This window comes from Bacillus sp. CCB-MMP212, assembly GCF_022748145.1.
Classification (GTDB): domain Bacteria; phylum Bacillota; class Bacilli; order Bacillales; family Bacillaceae_G; genus Bacillus_A; species Bacillus_A cereus.
In genome coordinates, this window is the sequence record NZ_JALDQE010000001.1 from 460,568 (window position 1) to 477,656 (window position 17,089).

Consider the following 17,089-nt stretch of genomic DNA (forward strand, 5'->3'; position numbering starts at 1 on the left):
AGTTTCAGTTTTTCAAACTATTGTAATGCTATTTTTTACCTTTTCACTATTTCTGTAGTGTTTTATTCGTTAATCGAATTGTATAATATACCTGCATAGTAAATTCAGGTTATTTTTGACGTATTATTGACATCATTTTGTCTGAAATATGTCTTTTGTCATTTTTTTGAATCAGATTTTTTTCATTAGCAAAATGTGTTTTTTCAATATACGGCTTACTTTTATATCTATAAAACAATCATTTTTTCTTCATACACTTGACTTTCAACCGAAAAAATGTCCTCGAAACTACCCTCGATAAATGCTTATTTTTTGTCAAGAGAAAAATGTATTTTCAAAATTCAAACTCGAAATAATGTTATTCAAAAATAGAAAATAACTTCCCTCTCCCTCGACTAAAAGTTCATTTTTTTGTCATTTTTTCCATAACAAATAAAAAACTGAGAGTCAATTAGACTCCCAGTTTTTTTATTTATTTTGCTGTATGTTTTCTAACGGCTGGTAATATTTCAGTAGCAATTAATTCAATATTTTTCTCAATTTTATCAAATGGTACACCGCCAAAATCAATTTGTGCCATAAAGCGTTGTTGCCCAAACAATTCATATTGGTAAAGCATTTTCTCAATGATTTGTTGTGGGCTACCAATCATTAAAGCATCGCGGTAATCTATTGCATTTGTAAATTGCTGTTTCGGATACCCACCACCGCGCAGTGTAAGCATACCAGCATTAATGTGAGGGTAATATTCACTAAGTGCATCTTGTGAATTTTTTGCCGTATAAAATAAACTCGTTGTCGCAACTGGTAAACTAGCTGGATCAAATCCACTTTGCTGAGCAGCCTCGCGGTAAGCATCTACTGACACTTTAAAGTTAATTGCTGGACCACCAAGTGTTGTTATCATCATTGGCACACCTGCACGTCCTGCTTTAATTGCACTAGCTTGCGGTCCACCAACCGCACGCCAAATTGGCAGGTTATTATTTTTAGCTCTAGGGATAACTGAAGCATGCTCAAGTGGTGCTCTGAACTGCCCATTCCATGTTACATGTTCCTCTTTATTAATTTTTAATAAAAGATCCATCTTCTCTTCAAATAACTCTTCATAATCATTCACATCATAACCAAGTAAACTATATCCTCCAATACGAGATCCACGACCAGCTACGATTTCAGCACGACCATTAGAAATCAAGTCAATGGTAGCGAAATCCTCATATACTCGAACTGGGTCAGATGTACTTAATATCGTTGCGGAACTTGCAATTTTTATATTTTTCGTAGCTTGCGCGACCGCACCTAAAATAACTGTATGAGCTTGCGTTGTAAAATGCGTTTGATGACTTTCGCCTACAGCAAACACATCAAGCCCTGCCTCATCTGCTAACTTAGCTGTTTCAATTAGTTCGTGAATTCTTTTTTCTGGCGTAATTTTCTCCCCATTATGTGGATTTAAAACATGATCGCCAATTGAATATAACCCAAACTCAATTCCTTTTCTTGTATCTATACGGTATTTTTCCATAGTTACTCTCCCCTTTAATAATGTAGTATTAGTTTTTCTTCTAAAAACGTTGGTAAGTCAAGTATATCTCCGTATTACCTACCTCATCACTTGATTAGTCAATTGATAAGGTAAAAAAAATTACTCTTGCGGTAATTCTTTTTTTTCGCTATGCTTATGAACTTTCGTCATCAGCTCGTATAATATTTTCTGCTCTTCTTCATTTAATACATCATCAAAAAACGAAGATTGAAATGCAAGTTGCTCTGGCAATGCTCTCTCTAAAGCAGCTTCTCCTTGCTCTGTAAGACTAATTGTTTTCGTTTTCCAATCTTGTTTTCGTACAATATATCCTTCTTTTTCAAGACGAGTTAACATTCGAGAAATGCCACCTTGTGTAACAGTTACCTTTTCAGCTAACTCCATTTGTGTGAGTGGTTGATACGTACGTATTTGCAAAAGCACATCAAATTGAGCTGTCGTTAAATCAAAACGTTTTAAAAACTCATTTGACATTTGATTACTTTGGTTCGTAAATCGTATTAAACGTAACCATATTAATGATCCTATCGTATTATCACGCATGTTTCATCACTTCCTAGCGTTCATCTTACTATCACTTTACTACGCAAGTGATAAAAAAGCAAGATAAAATGTAATAAATATAGCGATAGAGTATTGCATAAATAATGATAAGTAAGAATTCATATAAACATGAATTCTTACTTATCATTATTCTTAACTTTTCATTTCATGCATTACTATATTTAAAGCTGCCATAGCTTTTGGCCAACCAACGTAAAAAGCCATATGTGTTATTAATGCAACCAATTCATTCTCCATAACCCCATTTTGTTTAGCTAGCTTCAGATGAAATTGTAATTGTTCTGTATTACCGAGACTGATTAGTGCTGACACAGTACACAAACTTCTTTCTCTTAATGTTAAAGTGGCATCCCGCCACACTTCCTCAAATAATATCTTTTCACTATAATGAGCAAATGCAGGTGCCATTTCTCTCATTTTCTTTTTAATCTGTACTTCAATAAGTTCATTCTTCATTTTTTTCTCCCTTTATTTTCACCATTTGTGCTATTCCTTGACCAAATGACCAGTTTTCAGCAGCTGTCTCATTTAGTGTAATAAAAATATCCGAAACTTTAACGTCGGAATATTGCGGGATTTTTAAGGATACAGATTGATACAAATCTTTTTTCTGTTGCACCGTTCTTCCCGGTCCACATGTAATAGAAACATAAATCATATTCTCTGTTCTCTTTTCTCCTCTTTCCAACAAATAATATGGATTATATAAAAATTTGTTTTGTTGGTAAGGTAAGAACATTTGAAAATAATCATTTTCAGGGATGTTAAAATGTTCAATTAATGAAAGATGGATACATTCACCCATTTTTTCCAACTCTTCTTCATTTAATATGTTTTCAGAATAATAAATCTTCACAAAAGGCATAGACTTTCATTCCTTTTCTTATTTTTTTATATGCAACAAAATTTCATCGTGAAATGTGTAAAATCTCATATACTGTAACACCCTTAGTCACTACAATATCAGGCTTCTCTTCATAAAACTCAAACCTACTATATCCCCATTTATCCGGATTATAAACGATTACATTCCCTAAACACTTTTCGTTGTTTTGTACATCTTCATTCATAGTGCTTAATTGAGTCCCAATCAGTGTTTTACTTTGAGAAATACTTCCTGCATATTCAACAACATATCTACTTTTCTTAAATCCATCACTTAGATTAACCACTAATGGAACACCTATATGTATTTGTTGCCATCCAAAAGATTGTAAAATGTTATCGTAATACCCTTCAAAGATAAATTTATTCATCCCTTCATGACCATTCCAAATATATAAAGGTGCATAGCAGTTATAAAAATTCCCGTCTTTCTCCGTTTCCGTAATTAAATAAGCTTTAAAATTTAGTTCTTGGAAACCATCAGTTTTATAGCCATTATCCTTTACCCTTTTCTTAATAATTTCCATGTCATAATCCTTTGGAAGAATGACCTTATATTGCATTCCAATCATGTTTATCACTCGCTTTCAATCTTATATACATTATGATAACTCGATAAGCGGCTAACGTAAAATAGGTATAAATTATGTTTGGTATCATTTATAATGATAGTGCATAAGGGGCTGAGATACATGGAAATAAATGATCTTATTATATTCAAAACTGTGGCCAGTGAGGGTTCTATTAGTAAAGCTGCTAAAGAGTTAGGATATGTTCAACCGAACGTAACTGAGCGAATCAAAAAATTAGAACAAGAATTAGAAACGCCTTTACTACATAGAGATAACAAAGGTGTTTCCTTGTTACCTGCTGGTGACATTTTATTAGATTACACGAATAAAATATTAACTCTATTAGAAGAAGTAAAAGATGAAATTAAAACGAGTGGTTCTTCTTATATAATAGCGACGTCACAATCTATTTTGACAAATTATTTAAGTAAGCGTATTAAAGTAAATTTCAGAAATTATCAAATATATGTAGAAAGTAGTAGTCATTTGCAAAAATTACTGCAGCAACAAAAAGTTGATATGGTCATAACTTATGAGGATTATCCTGACGCATCGTTTAAAAAAGTGTTCACAACCTCAATTTCTGTAGGCTTATTAAAAGCGAAAGAAAAATGTACCATTGATTATTCAAAAGAAATTTTCTTCGTTAGCAATGACAAAAAGTGCCCTTTTAGGAATAAGACAATACAATTTCTAAAAGAAAACAATCTATCTCAGCGACAACTTCAACAGTTGGATTCTTATTCGCTTATGGAAGAGTTTATTGCTGATGGAAAAGGAATAGCTTTTTTACCGATTAAAAATGATACATTAGTAATAATTGAAGATGTTCCCCTTGAGAATTTAGCTGTTCATTTTTTTACGAATCAAACCTTTATAAAGCATATCCCTGATGAACTATTTGATTAATAAAATGACTTTGATTACAAACTTTTTTCAAAATAAAAATCCCTCTTTAACGAATATAAAAGAGGGATTTTTATTTTGTATACAATTGATTTTTCACACGTTTTGCTCCACTTCTGTACTTTTCTCCTTTTTATTCCTTTTAAAACTCTTCAATTTCTTAACCGTCCCAACCAATCCTTTCGGAAAAACGAGTAGCACGATAATATACAATAAACCTAGAATAATCGTCCATCTTTCAAAAATCGGATATTCCGTCGCTAGTTCTGATAAATAATATTTTAGTGATTCAATAATCCCAGACCCAGCAATAGCTCCAATTAATGTTCCCACTCCTCCAATCATTGTCATTAAGAGTGCATTTAGTGTCATTTCAATTGAAAATACAGTCGTATTGACAAAGCGCAATGTAATAACAAATAAACCACCGCTAATTGCAGCTACTATTCCTGCGACTACACTTGCGATTATTTTATAATGGAGGACTTTATATCCAAGTGCTTCAACACGTTGTTCATTTTGTGAAATTGCCTTTAATACTTTCCCAATAGAAGACTTTGTAAAAAGACGTAATAGAATAAAAATGAAGCATAAACATACAAGTGATACATAATAAAAAGTAAAACGATCACGGAATATTTCTGGTACCCCAAATGTAAAACCATCTCCTCCGTGAGTAAGCCCACGCCATTTTTCAGCAAGTACGAAAAACAACTGTGAAATAGCAAGTGTTAACATTGCATAAAAATGACTTTTCAATCGTAAAGAAAGCAAACCAATTATATAACTAACGATTGCTGAAACGATAATTGCAGCTACTATTCCAATTAAAAAGTTCGTTATTGATACGCCTTGTCGATCAAATAAAAGCGCTACCCCATATGCTCCTATCCCAAAGAACATACAATGACCGAACGATACAATTCCTGTATACCCAAGCAATACATCAAAACTCATTGCAAAAATAGCAAAGATGAAGATTTGAGTGAACAAAATTAACAGGCTCCGTGAATCATTTACGAACGGAAATACACTTAAACAAATGAGCATACATACTCCGAAGTATACTTTAATTCGGTCCGATGTGTTGTTCACCATTTCACCCCTTTTCACCAACAAGTCCAGTTGGCTTCACTATTAAGAAAAATAGTAACATTAACATATTAATTGCAAGTGATAAATCTGGTATAAAATACGCTGTAAAAGCACCAGCTAATCCGACAATTAAAGAAGCAATAGCTGAACCTTGTACGCTTCCTAATCCACCGATAATTACTACTATAAATGCTAAAATTGCATACTGCATGCCCATCTCGGCGAAAATAACGCCCGAATACGGTGCTAATAAGAATCCTCCCAAAGCTGCCATCCCTGCTCCTAATAAAAAGACGAAAGAAAATATCGCTTTTACATTAATACCAAGCGCTTGAACCATTTCTTTATCCATTACACCTGCACGAATCATAAGACCTATCTTCGTCTTTTTGAGTAATAGTAGTAGTGCAATGTAAATAATTATCCCAATCAAAATAACAAATAGACGATATTTAATTAATATAATACCTCCGGATGTAAAACTTCCTTGTAACCATAACGGTAATTTTGCACTAATAGGGTTTGGCCCCCAAAATATTTTAATACACTCACTAAGAACGAGCATTCCTCCAAGCGTAACGAGCAGCTGTCGAACATGATTTCCATATACCGGCCTAATAAGAAACCTTTCTAAAATAAATCCTAGGAACATTCCCATGGCTACTGCTCCAACTAAAGCTAATATATAACTTCCTGTCATATTAAATAACCAAACACCTGTAAATGCTCCCCATGCAAATAAACCACCGTGTGCAAAGTTTAAAACGCTCATTAAACCAAAAATAAGTGAAAGACCTGATGCTAACAAAAAAATGAGCATCCCTGTTGAAATCCCATTTACAAATAAATTGATTAACACATCCATCCTTTTCACCTCGGATTCATGTTAAGAGATTCCTAAATATTTATGACACATTTCCTTATCCTTTTTTAATTCATTCATAAAACCGTTATGAACAATTCGTCCGTTATCCATAATGTAAAAATAATCGCCAATTTGACTGGCCATCATAAAATTTTGCTCAACAAGTAAAACTGTTGTTTTCTCTTTCATCTTCAAAATAGCTACCATTAATTTCTCCACCATTATCGGGGATAGCCCTTTGCTCGGTTCATCAATAAGTAATAATCCATCACTATTAATAAACGCTCTTGAAATAGCCAACATTTGCTTTTGCCCTCCGCTCAAGAGCCCACTTTTCTTATTCCAAAACTGCTTTAAATCCGGAAATAGTTCCAGCATCCACTCTATTTTCCCTTCTACTTCCTCACCTTTTCCCCTAGCAAGAGCGAAAGTTTCTTCTACTGTCAAATCATGAAAAATACCTTGATTTTCTGGTACATACCCTATTCCTTTCCTTGAAATTAAATGTGTAGGTAATCCACTCACTTTTGCACTATCATAATAAATTTCACCATCTGCAATGCGGTGAAACCCCATCACTGAACGTAATGTCGTTGTTTTCCCTGCCCCATTTCTACCAAACAGTACAGTAATCGTCCCTTTCTCAACAGCAAGAGATACTCCTTGCAAAATATGAAACTGATCTAAATACGTTTCTATATTATTCACTTGTAATAGTGCCACTATATAATCCCCCTAAATAAGCACTTTGTACACGCTCATCTTTCATAATTTCTTCTGGCAATCCTTCAGCCAATAACTCTCCATGAAATAAAACGATAAGATGATCTGACAAACCTAGTATCATATCCATTTTGTGTTCGATAAGTACAATTGTGCTCTCGGGATGTTTCTTAATATTTTCAATCACTTGTAATATAGCAGGGACTTCCTCAACCGAAATACCTGCCGTCGGCTCATCAAGTAATAACACATCCGTTTTTAAAGCTAATAACATCGCAAGTTCTAGCTTCCTTTTCTCTCCATGTGCCAAATCTTTCGCTAATACGTTCTCTTTTTCATGAAGTAATACTGTTTTTAAGAAACGTCTCGCCTCTCCAACTTGTTGCTTTAATTTTGCTGAACTCGGGAAAAAACTATAGTAATCTTGTACGAATGATTGAACACTTAAACGGACATTTTCAAGTACCGTTAATTCTGGGAATATGTTTGTAAGCTGAAAAGAGCGACCGATTCCTAAGCGTGTTCGATCTGAAATCGATAGTTTTGTAATATCTTGCCCTTTAAAATACACTTCACCTGTTGTGGGTGAAATCTGTCCACTTAGTAAATTAAATACCGTTGTCTTCCCCGCACCATTTGGCCCAATAATAGAAATGAGTTTTCCTTTTTGGACAGTTAAATTTACATCTTTAATAACTTGATGTTCACCAAAAGATACACTAAGATTTTTCGTCTCTAGCAAATGTGTCACGAAATTCCTCCCTTTAAAGCCGTGAGTATGAAAGAAATATGTATAAAGAGGGTCCCCCCTCTTTATACAAAAGCAACAGAAAATTCAGTCTATTTATTTTGAACTGGTGGTTCTGTTTCTTTCATCGTTAATTCTCGCTCTAACACTGGCACCGGATAATCAACACCGTCTTGCTTTTTCAATGTGATAGAATACAGTGTCTGCATCGCTTGGTGGTCCTTCTCTCTAAACTTCATCTTTCCTTTCGGTGTATCAAATTCCATTCCTTCCATTTTCTTAATCAAGGTATCTACATCTGTATCACCTTTTGTTTTCTTTAAGGCTTCTACAATAGAAATTGCTGCTGACATTCCTCCTGCTGTAAACAAATCTGGCACTGCACCATTAAAACGTTTTTTATGCTCTTCAACTAGCCAATCATTCACTTTATTTTTTGGAAGTGTGTGATAATATACAGAAAAACCTCGCATACCTACTAATGCATCCATTGTTTTTAATGCTGGTATATCTGGCGCACCTGTAGAAATTTTAATACCTTGCGCTTCCACATTCATATCTTTCAACTGTTTCCAAGGTGAATTTGCCCCTGCCCAAACGATAAATAAATAATCTGGTTTTGAACTAATGATATTTTGAATATTCGCTGTAAAATCTGTTGAATTTGTATCCGCGTATTGCTCATTCACAATGTTCGCACCTAATTTTTTCGCACCCGCTTTAAATGCAGCAATCCCTTCACGACCAAAAGCGTTATCTGGGGCAAATGTCGCAATCTTTACATCTTTTTTCGCAATTGCTGCTGCTCCTGCAATCGCATCTTGTGAGGAACTTCTTCCAGTTCTAAAAATATATTTATTCCAGTTCTTCCCGGTAATACTATCCGCAACTGCCGGTTCTACAACCATAATCTTTTCATATTCCCCGGCCAGTGGTAAAACCGCTAACGTATCACTTGAACTAGACGATCCAACTAAAAAATCAACTTTCTCTTCTTCTAATAACTTCGTAGCTTTTTTAACTGCTACATCCGCTTTCGTTTCTGTATCTTCTACAACAAACTTAATCTTTTTCCCATCTACTTTCCCAGTTCCACCAGTTGCATAATCTAACCCTAATTCAAATCCGTTCACTGTTTGTTTTCCATACGATTCTAGCGGTCCTGTTAAAGAAGCAAGGACTCCTACCTTAATCGTTTTTTCATCCTCTGTACTTGTTTTCTTTCCTGAACAAGCTGCCGTTATTAATAACGAACCTAAAACACAACCAGTAAACATTGTTTTTAGCCACTTACGTTTTTTCATCGACATTGTGATCCTCCCCATACTTTACTTTCTGATAGAATCAAACACGCCAAAATCCCCTGTCCGTAATCATGACTAACTAATTCGATAGATAATGGAAAACTCTTGTAGTACCCTCTACATTCGGCACAAATATATAATCACCTTCCTATGTAATGGAAACGGACATACAATCAATATATATTCTGCAATCCAATTGAAAATACTGTTTCATTTCAGTAATGACCATACAAAAAGACTAACTTATTTTTAAGTTAGTCTTTTCCCCTTAATTAGAGTTAAGTTCTACTTTCTCTAACCCTTCAGCCAATTGTTTCTTATCTAGTCCTTCTCCTATTACTACTAAGTTTGTCGGGAAACCGAAGTCTTGTTCTAATAAAGTTGGTACTCCGAACGAATATTGGAATAGGTGAGGGTATTTATCTCCATGGAATTTCACAAAACCTTTTACTCGATAAATACTATCTGGTAAATTCGAAAGCCATTCATATAATTTGTCTTGATCAATCGGTTTCGTAAATTGATACGTCATTGTTTGTATATGTAAATGCTGTTTGACATGTAGTGTCTCGTGTTCCTCATCATTTGGAAATTCTGCTTCTTCTATATCTTTTAAAGATATATTACAATACTTTGTCTCATACATTTTCGCATGATCATTTATTGCCTTTACTTCTTCAAATACTGTATTCTTATCTTCATCTGTTAGTAAATCTGCTTTATTAACAAGAATGTGACTACCAAATTTCAGTTGCTCATGCAATAGCTGTTGTACATTTGCACTTAATATACTTCGATTTAACCACCTTACTGCATCTAAAACGACTACAATTGATTTCACTTCCAGAAAAGGAGCTAAAATTGGCGAGACACACGCGTCTAACACTTCAATTGGATGCGCAACACCTGTCGTTTCTATATAAATTACATCTGGTCTTTCTTGTTGGTATAACGAATGTAATTGTATTTCAAGCTCTTCTTTTAATGTACAACAAATACATCCTTTAAGAAGTTCTCTTAAAACATTCTCTTTTCCAATAATATCTGTATCTACCGAGTATTCACCAATTTCATTCATTAATACTGCAACTTTTCTATTCTTCTTTTTCTCTGCTAACAATAAATTTTGTAATAATGTTGATTTTCCACTACCTAAAAAACCACCTAATATATGAATCTCCACTTTATTCATTCAACCGACCATCCATTTCTTTACTTCAAATGTATTCAAAGCGTAATAATTACGATTTATATTTATCATTTTATTAAAAGAATGACCATTTGTAAATATAAGAGATTCACTGTTCATTTACTTCATATGCAACTCTAACTCCAGACTCAATTGCCCCTTGCATCCATCCATGTGTTAATGTCGTATGCTCTCCTGCAAAATGTACTTTTCCAGATGGTGGTGTAATATACGGAAATAACTCGAGCTCTTGGCCTGGTTCGAAAGCTGTAAATGCACCGCAAGAATACGGATTTTTACTCCAGCTAAAAGATGTTCCAGTGACAAACTCACTATAGACGATGTCACCGTATATTTCCGCTAAATTTTTTAATGCGTAACGAATACGATCTCTTTGCGGGAGACTATCCCATGTTAACGCCTCATCTGCCCACGTATAACTTGCTATAACGATAGCTGGTCCTGGAGTATGAATGCCATAACTCGGATAGTATGTAAACCGTATCGGTAAATCAGTAATAGATTTACCGCCACACTGTCCCGCTTTCTCCCAAAATCTACTTTTAAACTCTATTGCAATTTTAGTTGCAGCAATATAATTTAATTCACGAATTGCTCTTTTTTTAAAATAAGAGAATAAATAGTATGGCTGAACTTCTACAAATCTTAACGCTGAAAATGGAATTGTAATAATAGCAAAATCACTTGTTATTGTAAATTGCTCTAACGTTTGTTCATGATTTCCTTGTAACATTACTTTATTATCTTCTTGTATAATTTTATCAACCTTATATGGCATTAAAATATGTTCCCTTAATTGTGGTAAGAATGCATTCGATAACTTATCCATTCCACCAGTTATTTCATAATATTTCGTCGTTGAAGTAAAGAAAATCATTTCACGTAATACTTCAATTAAGGACATTCCCATATAAGCTTCCATATCAAGAAGTACCCCAATCATATCTATTGCACCATCTGAATAATACTCCATTAAAAATGAACCAAGCGAATACGTTTTATACTTTTTTTCAACGATAAGCCAGTTTTTATCAGGATCCTTCTTAATATAATTTAGTATTGGTTCTAATACTTCAATCATTAGCTCTTCTGCCGTTTTTCCTCTTTCTTTATCCAAAACCGGATATTCAAGTACACTTGGATCATTTTCAAACACATTCAATCTCGTTTGAATGTTATTCGTATAAATGATATCTGCAAAAGTTTTATTTATAAAAAGGTTTAAAGGTAGTTTAAATTTATGAATATACGCTAAGGTTAACTTATGGGTGTCAGGGATTCTCATCGGTCCCGCATTAAAATATAAACCCACACTAAATGGTTCCCGAATCGTATACACCCTGCCACCTATTCTGTTATTTGCTTCTATAATCGTTACTTCGTGCCCAGCCTCTTTTAATAAAGAACCTGCAACTAATCCAGAAATCCCTGCACCTGCAATCGTAATCCGTTTTGGGTTATTCTTTTTGACAAGCCCTGCATGAATAATATGAAGCATTTCTTCCATCGCTAATGGGTTCCCCATGCCATTTCCCCTTTTACAAAGGATTTTACTGAATTATATTCGGTTCACTGAATTCCTATGTTTTGTTCGCGGATTTGCACGGATACATTTTCAAATACTTGAATATCTTTTATAAAATGTAATAAACTAGATATGACTCTATAGAAGTAAGACGTATTATCTTACATAATAAAATCAATGAAATTGCGAGGAATTTTGAAATGAAAAAAGGTATTAACCGTGTTGTATTAGTAGGAACAGGAGCAGTTGGATGTAGTTATGCTTACTGCATGATTAACCAAGCCGTAGCTGAAGAATTTGTTTTAGTCGATGTAAATGAAGCAAAAGCTGAAGGGGAAGCAATGGATTTAAGTCATGCTGTTCCATTCGCCCCAGCTCCAACTAGAGTATGGAAAGGCAGCTACGAAGATTGTAAAGATGCTGACCTTGTAGTTATTACAGCTGGATTACCACAAAAGCCAGGCGAAACACGTTTAGATTTAGTTGAGAAAAACGCCAAAATCTTTAAACAAATCGTTCGCAGTATTATGGATAGCGGATTTGATGGCATCTTCTTAATCGCAACAAACCCTGTAGATATTTTAACTTACGTAACTTGGAAAGAATCTGGTTTACCGAAAGAACGTGTAATCGGTTCTGGTACAACGCTTGATTCTGCTCGTTTCCGCTATATGTTAGGTGAGTACTTCGATATTGGTCCACACAACATTCACGCTTATATTATCGGCGAACACGGCGATACTGAACTTCCTGTTTGGAGTCATGTTTCCGTTGGTATCCAAAAACTACAAACACTGCTTGAAAAAGACAACACGTATAATCAAGAAGATTTAGACAAAATTTTCATAAACGTCCGTGATGCAGCTTACCATATTATTGAACGTAAAGGCGCAACTTATTATGGTATCGGTATGTCACTTCTACGTGTTACAAAAGCAATTTTAAACGACGAAAATAGTGTATTAACTGTATCAGCTTACTTAGAAGGTCAATATGGTCAAAAAGATGTTTATATCGGGGTGCCTGCTGTTTTAAATCGCGGCGGTGTTCGTGAAATTTTAGAGGTTGAATTAAGTGAAGAAGAAGAATTAAAATTCGATCATTCTGTTCAAGTATTAAAAGAAACAATGGCTCCGGTTCTTTAATTAAGATAAAAAGCAATCCAATTTATTTTGGATTGCTTTTTTATTTTCTTTATCCCCTATGACCTTTTAATGATTTTCTATCATTTCTTATTTTTTAGTCGCATCCTCATTATTTATATCAAGTACATCTAATAAAAAGATAAAGATTGGTATCCCGATAATAAGCCCCCATATTCCGAGAAAATGCTCTGAGAAGATGAGAATCATAAATGTATAAAAGATTGGTAAATTTGTTTTTGCAGACATAAACTTCGGATTTAAAAAATAACTTTCAAGAGCGTGGATTACTGTTATGAACACGATTATGTATACTACGTACATAACCCCGCCTACGTTGTAAGCAATGATACAAAGTGGAAACAAAGAAATAATCACACCTGCAACAGGAATCAACCCTAGTAAGAAAACCATAACAGCTAATACGAGTAGCTGTGGAAATCCTAAAACGATTAATGCAATGACAGTAAGAATACAATTTACAACGGCAATTAAAAACTGAGCTTCAATTACTTTACCGAACGATCTTGCAAATCTTTCACCAAAATATGCAATTTCCTCATAAAAGATCTTTAGCTTACTGTCTTTAAACTTAGATGTAAATGTAATAATACGCTCTTTTTCTAATAAGAAAAATAAGCTTAAAATTAGAGATAATAATATTTGTAAACTTACCTTCCCTATATTTGCTATTGATTGATATATGACATCTACACCTTGTTCTATATATTTTGATACTTCCATCCCATTAATTGTCGAAAGTGCATATTTAACGATTTCATTATCAGGTGGATTTTGAAAAAATATTTTAAATTGATAAATTAATTGTGAAATTTGTATCGTCAGCACAGGTAAATATTTATATAATGTTGTGCCAATAAAGGAAACTAGTATTATATACAAACATGCAATAACAATTTTCCGGTTTACTTTCAATTTTCTTGAAATAAAACGTTGAAATCGATCCATTAAAAACGTCAGTATAAACGTAATTAATATTAAATTGATCATACTTTTTAATGCATATAATACAAGCGCTACTATTATTAAAACGAGAAACCGTTGAAACCCTCTACTTCGAAAAAAACTCTTTACTTCATTCATTAAGAATTAACCTCCCCCTTCAATGGATGGAAATTGAATATATTACATTTTATGAACTCCTATAGACAATCTTTCTTACTAATTAAGAAGAATCCTTTTTTTCTTTTCATATTGTTAGATTCGTTTAACTGAGATCTACCAACATATTTCGGTGGATTACAGTTATTTTTCATATAATTTTTTATAAACTAGGTGATTTTCTATTTTTAGACTGCTGTTCATACGCATATCCAATATTGAAAAGCTCTTTTTCACCAAACTGTTTCCCCACAAACACTACACCGATTGGTTCTCCATTTTTATCATATCCAGCAGGAACCGCTAATTCCGGATAACCAGCTACAGCTGATAGAAGGACTTCATCGTTATTAATCATAACTAGAGCATCCAAACCTTTTTCTACTAAATACCTATCTAGCTCTTTTCTTGCGTTTTCTCGACTCGTTTGCACTACGTTTTCGAACTCTTCTTTCGTTATAGCAGATTTTTCAGACCCCTCAATTAATGTTTGTCCGTATTTTATTCGTCTTTTACTATCCTTTTTAGTGAACTACTCACCACTTAACGTCCTTACGGGCTGTTTGAAGTGGGAGCTTCTTGGGAAGTAGATACTTTTATTAGCTATCTATATTTACCAAGCTATAAGGGTAGTACCTACCCCTAAAGAAAATACCAATTACGTGGCTAATTTTAGTAAGTTTATACTTGCGTTTACATCTCTATCATGATGGCTATTGCATTCAGGGCAAGTCCACTCTCTAAGGCTTAGATTCTTGACTTCCTTATTTTTATAACCACAGCAAGAACACAATTGACTACTCGCATAATTCTTAGGTGCGACTATCAAATCGCGACCTTTCCATATTGCTTTATAGTCAAGGAGCTCTCTGAATGTAGCCCAAGATACTTCACTGATTGCTTTTGCTAATTTGTAATTCTTTTGCATGTTCTTCACTTTCAAGTCCTCAATCACAATTACTTGGTTTTCGTTTGTGATTTCATTGCTTATCTTGTGAAGAAAATCATTGCGTTGATTCGCAATCTTCTCATGAAGTCTTGCAACTTGTAACCTGGCCTTGTTTCTATTGTTTGAACCTTTCTTTTTACGCGACAAAGAGCGCTGCAGAAGAGCTAATCTTCTTTCGGCTTTTCTCAACCATTTAGGGTTCTCATATTTCTTGCCATTAGACAATATTGCAAAGTCTTTTAGCCCAACATCAATACCAACTTTTGCATCAACTTTAGGAAACAATTGCTCATTTTCTTCTACTAAAATCGATACAAAGTATTTACCAGTAGGTGTTTGAGACACTGTAGTAGACTTAATTAATCCAAAGAATTGTCTGTGCTGTTTAATCTTTACCAAGGTCTTTAGTTTGGGCAGCTTGATATAACCACTCTCAATGTAAACCGTGCCTTTTTGGTTATTTGTTGTATAACTACGGTGGTTATCTTTCTTACTTTTGAATTTCGGGAATCCAATAGATTTATCCCGGAAAAAGTTAGCGTATGCTTTATTCAAATTCATTTGAGCATTCGCTAACGCAAGACTATCAACTTCCTTTAGGAATGGAAATTCAGCCTTATATTGTGCGGGCGTAGGATATGTAACAGATCTATCAAGTGTATCCTGTGATTCTTGATAAGATTTGATTCTATCTGCAAGCATCTTGTTGTATACAAATCGAACACATCCAAATGTTTTTGAGAAAAACATTTGTTGTTCTTTATTTGGATAGATACGATATTTGTATGATTTTAACATTTCCTACACCTCACTTTTCCCTTGATTTTCAATATATTTCTTTACTACATCTATCGGTGGAGCACCCGTAGTAATCAAGCAAAAGCTTCTTGACCAAAACATTTCTTTCCAAAGTTTCTTTCTCACATGGGGAAAGTCTCTCTTGATGAGTCAAGAACTTGCACTTTTATAAGCATTAATGAACTTTGTCATTTCTGTATTCGGATGTGCCTTGAATAAGATATGCACATGGTCTACATCATGATTCCATTCAACTAATGTGATGTTATAGTTTTCAGATAATCGGACAAACATGTCTTTTGCATAGTCTGACATATCATCATCAAATACATTTCTTCTGTATTTCACGACCAATACAAGGTGATAATACAACAAGAACACTGAATGATTATTGCTATCTAACTTCATTGATATACCAACCTTCCCCTCTATAAGACTGATTATATCGGGGGGTGAAAATAAAAGGCAAAGCCTTTTGGCTGCGCAAAACCGAAATTCATCTCCCACATATCGTTGGGCTATGCCCTTCACACGCCCCAGGAAGGAGAATTCTTTCGGGAAATTCGTTAAACGCCATAATCTCTTCTAACGATTTTACCGGTACGTTTTTTGCTGCGAAAGATAATCGTTAACACTCTATTTTTAGAGTATAAGATACACTCAGGTTCTTTGAAAAATAGTTTTTATATACGTGATATCCGCCGGCACACGCTAATAAGAAAATGCCTCCAGTGATAGACAGCGTTACCTTTACCCATTTCTTCATGTTGCTTCCTCCACTCTATAAGATGCTTAGCTATACAAAAAAGAGAGTTACCTTTTACTTAACTCTCTCCAATCAAAATGCTAAATAAAAAAATGAAAGATTTCAATCTAATTACTTCTTTTTTTGCATTTGCTTTGCTAACATTTCTTTCACTTGATTATACGTTAATCCTGAATTTTTATTTAAACGCTTTACTTCCTCAACATCAGTACCTACCACTGTATATTTTTTCTCATCATTCATTTTTCTAATTCCCTTCTCACCGTATTATTTCTTATATTTCTTCCCTAAATGCGCATAAATTAACACCACTACAAAAAAGGAAGCTGTTTTTAAACACAGCTTCCTTCTCGTTACATATTGTAT

At 34.0% G+C, this 17,089-nt stretch carries 18 protein-coding genes and 2 pseudogenes; 2 read left to right on the plus strand and 18 right to left on the minus strand.

From position 1 onward, the window contains the following. Nucleotides 1-472: 472 nt before the first annotated feature. The 5 genes from MRP26_RS02360 to MRP26_RS02380 form a co-directional block, all read right to left on the minus strand. On the minus strand, nucleotides 473-1,528 hold the full coding sequence (locus MRP26_RS02360) for an LLM class flavin-dependent oxidoreductase (RefSeq protein WP_242805941.1): 1,056 nt from the start codon (nucleotides 1,526-1,528) through the stop codon (nucleotides 473-475). Between the two features lie 120 nt (nucleotides 1,529-1,648). Further along, nucleotides 1,649-2,092 (minus strand): MarR family winged helix-turn-helix transcriptional regulator, encoded by a 444-nt coding sequence (locus MRP26_RS02365; protein ID WP_001205523.1) that lies wholly within the window; start codon nucleotides 2,090-2,092, stop codon nucleotides 1,649-1,651. A gap of 153 nt (nucleotides 2,093-2,245) precedes the next feature. Then, complete coding sequence (locus MRP26_RS02370) at nucleotides 2,246-2,569, minus strand: carboxymuconolactone decarboxylase family protein (RefSeq protein ID WP_053564738.1); 324 nt, start codon at nucleotides 2,567-2,569, stop codon at nucleotides 2,246-2,248. Continuing rightward, on the minus strand, nucleotides 2,559-2,978 hold the full coding sequence (locus MRP26_RS02375) for a tautomerase family protein (protein WP_078400347.1): 420 nt from the start codon (nucleotides 2,976-2,978) through the stop codon (nucleotides 2,559-2,561). Before MRP26_RS02375 ends, MRP26_RS02370 begins: the two co-directional genes overlap by 11 nt. Before the next feature lie 43 nt (nucleotides 2,979-3,021). Next, complete coding sequence (locus MRP26_RS02380) at nucleotides 3,022-3,570, minus strand: DUF4865 family protein (protein ID WP_053564740.1); 549 nt, start codon at nucleotides 3,568-3,570, stop codon at nucleotides 3,022-3,024. Nucleotides 3,571-3,690: 120 nt separating this feature from the next. Between MRP26_RS02380 and MRP26_RS02385 the strand changes: the two genes are divergently transcribed. After that, nucleotides 3,691-4,479 (plus strand): LysR family transcriptional regulator, encoded by a 789-nt coding sequence (locus MRP26_RS02385; RefSeq protein ID WP_000404994.1) that lies wholly within the window; start codon nucleotides 3,691-3,693, stop codon nucleotides 4,477-4,479. A gap of 93 nt (nucleotides 4,480-4,572) precedes the next feature. Here MRP26_RS02385 and MRP26_RS02390 read toward each other — a convergent pair whose 3' ends face one another. The 7 genes from MRP26_RS02390 to MRP26_RS02420 all read right to left on the minus strand — a co-directional run bounded on the left by MRP26_RS02390 (nucleotide 4,573) and on the right by MRP26_RS02420 (nucleotide 11,946). After that, complete coding sequence (locus MRP26_RS02390; RefSeq protein ID WP_002083259.1) at nucleotides 4,573-5,526, minus strand: branched-chain amino acid ABC transporter permease; 954 nt, start codon at nucleotides 5,524-5,526, stop codon at nucleotides 4,573-4,575. A gap of 49 nt (nucleotides 5,527-5,575) precedes the next feature. Beyond that, entirely contained in the window at nucleotides 5,576-6,436 is an 861-nt protein-coding gene (locus MRP26_RS02395; RefSeq protein WP_000382788.1) for a branched-chain amino acid ABC transporter permease, read from the minus strand. 21 nt (nucleotides 6,437-6,457) lie between these two features. Continuing rightward, entirely contained in the window at nucleotides 6,458-7,159 is a 702-nt protein-coding gene (locus MRP26_RS02400) for an ABC transporter ATP-binding protein (RefSeq protein ID WP_001196696.1), read from the minus strand. Beyond that, complete coding sequence (locus MRP26_RS02405; protein ID WP_242805942.1) at nucleotides 7,137-7,910, minus strand: ABC transporter ATP-binding protein; 774 nt, start codon at nucleotides 7,908-7,910, stop codon at nucleotides 7,137-7,139. Before MRP26_RS02405 ends, MRP26_RS02400 begins: the two co-directional genes overlap by 23 nt. A gap of 89 nt (nucleotides 7,911-7,999) precedes the next feature. Beyond that, the gene (locus MRP26_RS02410) at nucleotides 8,000-9,217 is read right to left on the minus strand and encodes a substrate-binding domain-containing protein (RefSeq protein WP_197241798.1); all 1,218 of its coding nucleotides are present in this window, start codon (nucleotides 9,215-9,217) and stop codon (nucleotides 8,000-8,002) included. Nucleotides 9,218-9,479: 262 nt separating this feature from the next. Then, nucleotides 9,480-10,403, minus strand: a complete 924-nt coding sequence (locus tag MRP26_RS02415; RefSeq protein WP_001044939.1) for a CobW family GTP-binding protein — start codon at nucleotides 10,401-10,403, stop codon at nucleotides 9,480-9,482. Between the two features lie 106 nt (nucleotides 10,404-10,509). Continuing rightward, nucleotides 10,510-11,946, minus strand: a complete 1,437-nt coding sequence (locus tag MRP26_RS02420; protein ID WP_000528002.1) for a flavin monoamine oxidase family protein — start codon at nucleotides 11,944-11,946, stop codon at nucleotides 10,510-10,512. Between the two features lie 200 nt (nucleotides 11,947-12,146). On the opposite strand from MRP26_RS02420, the gene MRP26_RS02425 reads away from it, so the two are divergent. Continuing rightward, nucleotides 12,147-13,091 (plus strand): L-lactate dehydrogenase, encoded by a 945-nt coding sequence (locus tag MRP26_RS02425; protein WP_000715322.1) that lies wholly within the window; start codon nucleotides 12,147-12,149, stop codon nucleotides 13,089-13,091. A gap of 87 nt (nucleotides 13,092-13,178) precedes the next feature. Here the strand turns inward: MRP26_RS02425 and MRP26_RS02430 are convergent, their stop codons facing one another. From MRP26_RS02430 to MRP26_RS30740, 6 genes and pseudogenes are all read right to left on the minus strand, one after another. Beyond that, a complete protein-coding gene (locus MRP26_RS02430) occupies nucleotides 13,179-14,192 on the minus strand; it encodes an AI-2E family transporter (RefSeq protein WP_197241799.1) in 1,014 nt (337 codons plus the stop codon). 181 nt (nucleotides 14,193-14,373) lie between these two features. Further along, a pseudogene (locus tag MRP26_RS02435) lies at nucleotides 14,374-14,742 on the minus strand (amidase family protein); the annotation flags it as partial. Nucleotides 14,743-14,868: 126 nt separating this feature from the next. Next, nucleotides 14,869-15,957, minus strand: coding sequence for an IS200/IS605 family element RNA-guided endonuclease TnpB (gene tnpB / locus MRP26_RS02440; RefSeq protein ID WP_069355419.1), 1,089 nt, complete (start codon nucleotides 15,955-15,957; stop codon nucleotides 14,869-14,871). 3 nt (nucleotides 15,958-15,960) lie between these two features. Next, nucleotides 15,961-16,365 (minus strand): annotated as a pseudogene (gene tnpA, locus MRP26_RS02445) (IS200/IS605 family transposase). A 220-nt stretch (nucleotides 16,366-16,585) separates the two neighbouring features. Next, nucleotides 16,586-16,723 (minus strand): hypothetical protein, encoded by a 138-nt coding sequence (locus MRP26_RS02450; protein WP_197241899.1) that lies wholly within the window; start codon nucleotides 16,721-16,723, stop codon nucleotides 16,586-16,588. Between the two features lie 111 nt (nucleotides 16,724-16,834). Next, nucleotides 16,835-16,966 (minus strand): hypothetical protein, encoded by a 132-nt coding sequence (locus MRP26_RS30740; protein ID WP_000997344.1) that lies wholly within the window; start codon nucleotides 16,964-16,966, stop codon nucleotides 16,835-16,837. Between the last annotated feature and the right edge of the window lie 123 nt (nucleotides 16,967-17,089).

Excerpts from the sequence above, each read along its gene's own strand:
- MRP26_RS02360 (WP_242805941.1), bottom strand. The coding sequence starts at position 1,528 with ATGGAAAAATACCGTATAGATACAAGAAAAGGAATTGAGTTTGGGTTA.
- MRP26_RS02365 (WP_001205523.1), bottom strand. The coding sequence starts at position 2,092 with ATGCGTGATAATACGATAGGATCATTAATATGGTTACGTTTAATACGA.
- MRP26_RS02370 (WP_053564738.1), bottom strand. The coding sequence starts at position 2,569 with ATGAAGAATGAACTTATTGAAGTACAGATTAAAAAGAAAATGAGAGAA.
- MRP26_RS02375 (WP_078400347.1), bottom strand. The coding sequence starts at position 2,978 with ATGCCTTTTGTGAAGATTTATTATTCTGAAAACATATTAAATGAAGAA.
- MRP26_RS02380 (WP_053564740.1), bottom strand. The coding sequence starts at position 3,570 with ATGATTGGAATGCAATATAAGGTCATTCTTCCAAAGGATTATGACATG.
- MRP26_RS02385 (WP_000404994.1), top strand. The coding sequence starts at position 3,691 with ATGGAAATAAATGATCTTATTATATTCAAAACTGTGGCCAGTGAGGGT.
- MRP26_RS02390 (WP_002083259.1), bottom strand. The coding sequence starts at position 5,526 with ATGCTCATTTGTTTAAGTGTATTTCCGTTCGTAAATGATTCACGGAGC.
- MRP26_RS02395 (WP_000382788.1), bottom strand. The coding sequence starts at position 6,436 with ATGGATGTGTTAATCAATTTATTTGTAAATGGGATTTCAACAGGGATG.
- MRP26_RS02410 (WP_197241798.1), bottom strand. The coding sequence starts at position 9,217 with ATGTCGATGAAAAAACGTAAGTGGCTAAAAACAATGTTTACTGGTTGT.
- MRP26_RS02415 (WP_001044939.1), bottom strand. The coding sequence starts at position 10,403 with ATGAATAAAGTGGAGATTCATATATTAGGTGGTTTTTTAGGTAGTGGA.
- MRP26_RS02420 (WP_000528002.1), bottom strand. The coding sequence starts at position 11,946 with ATGGGGAACCCATTAGCGATGGAAGAAATGCTTCATATTATTCATGCA.
- MRP26_RS02425 (WP_000715322.1), top strand. The coding sequence starts at position 12,147 with ATGAAAAAAGGTATTAACCGTGTTGTATTAGTAGGAACAGGAGCAGTT.
- MRP26_RS02430 (WP_197241799.1), bottom strand. The coding sequence starts at position 14,192 with ATGAATGAAGTAAAGAGTTTTTTTCGAAGTAGAGGGTTTCAACGGTTT.
- tnpB (WP_069355419.1), bottom strand. The coding sequence starts at position 15,957 with ATGTTAAAATCATACAAATATCGTATCTATCCAAATAAAGAACAACAA.
- MRP26_RS02450 (WP_197241899.1), bottom strand. The coding sequence starts at position 16,723 with ATGAAGAAATGGGTAAAGGTAACGCTGTCTATCACTGGAGGCATTTTC.
- MRP26_RS30740 (WP_000997344.1), bottom strand. The coding sequence starts at position 16,966 with ATGAATGATGAGAAAAAATATACAGTGGTAGGTACTGATGTTGAGGAA.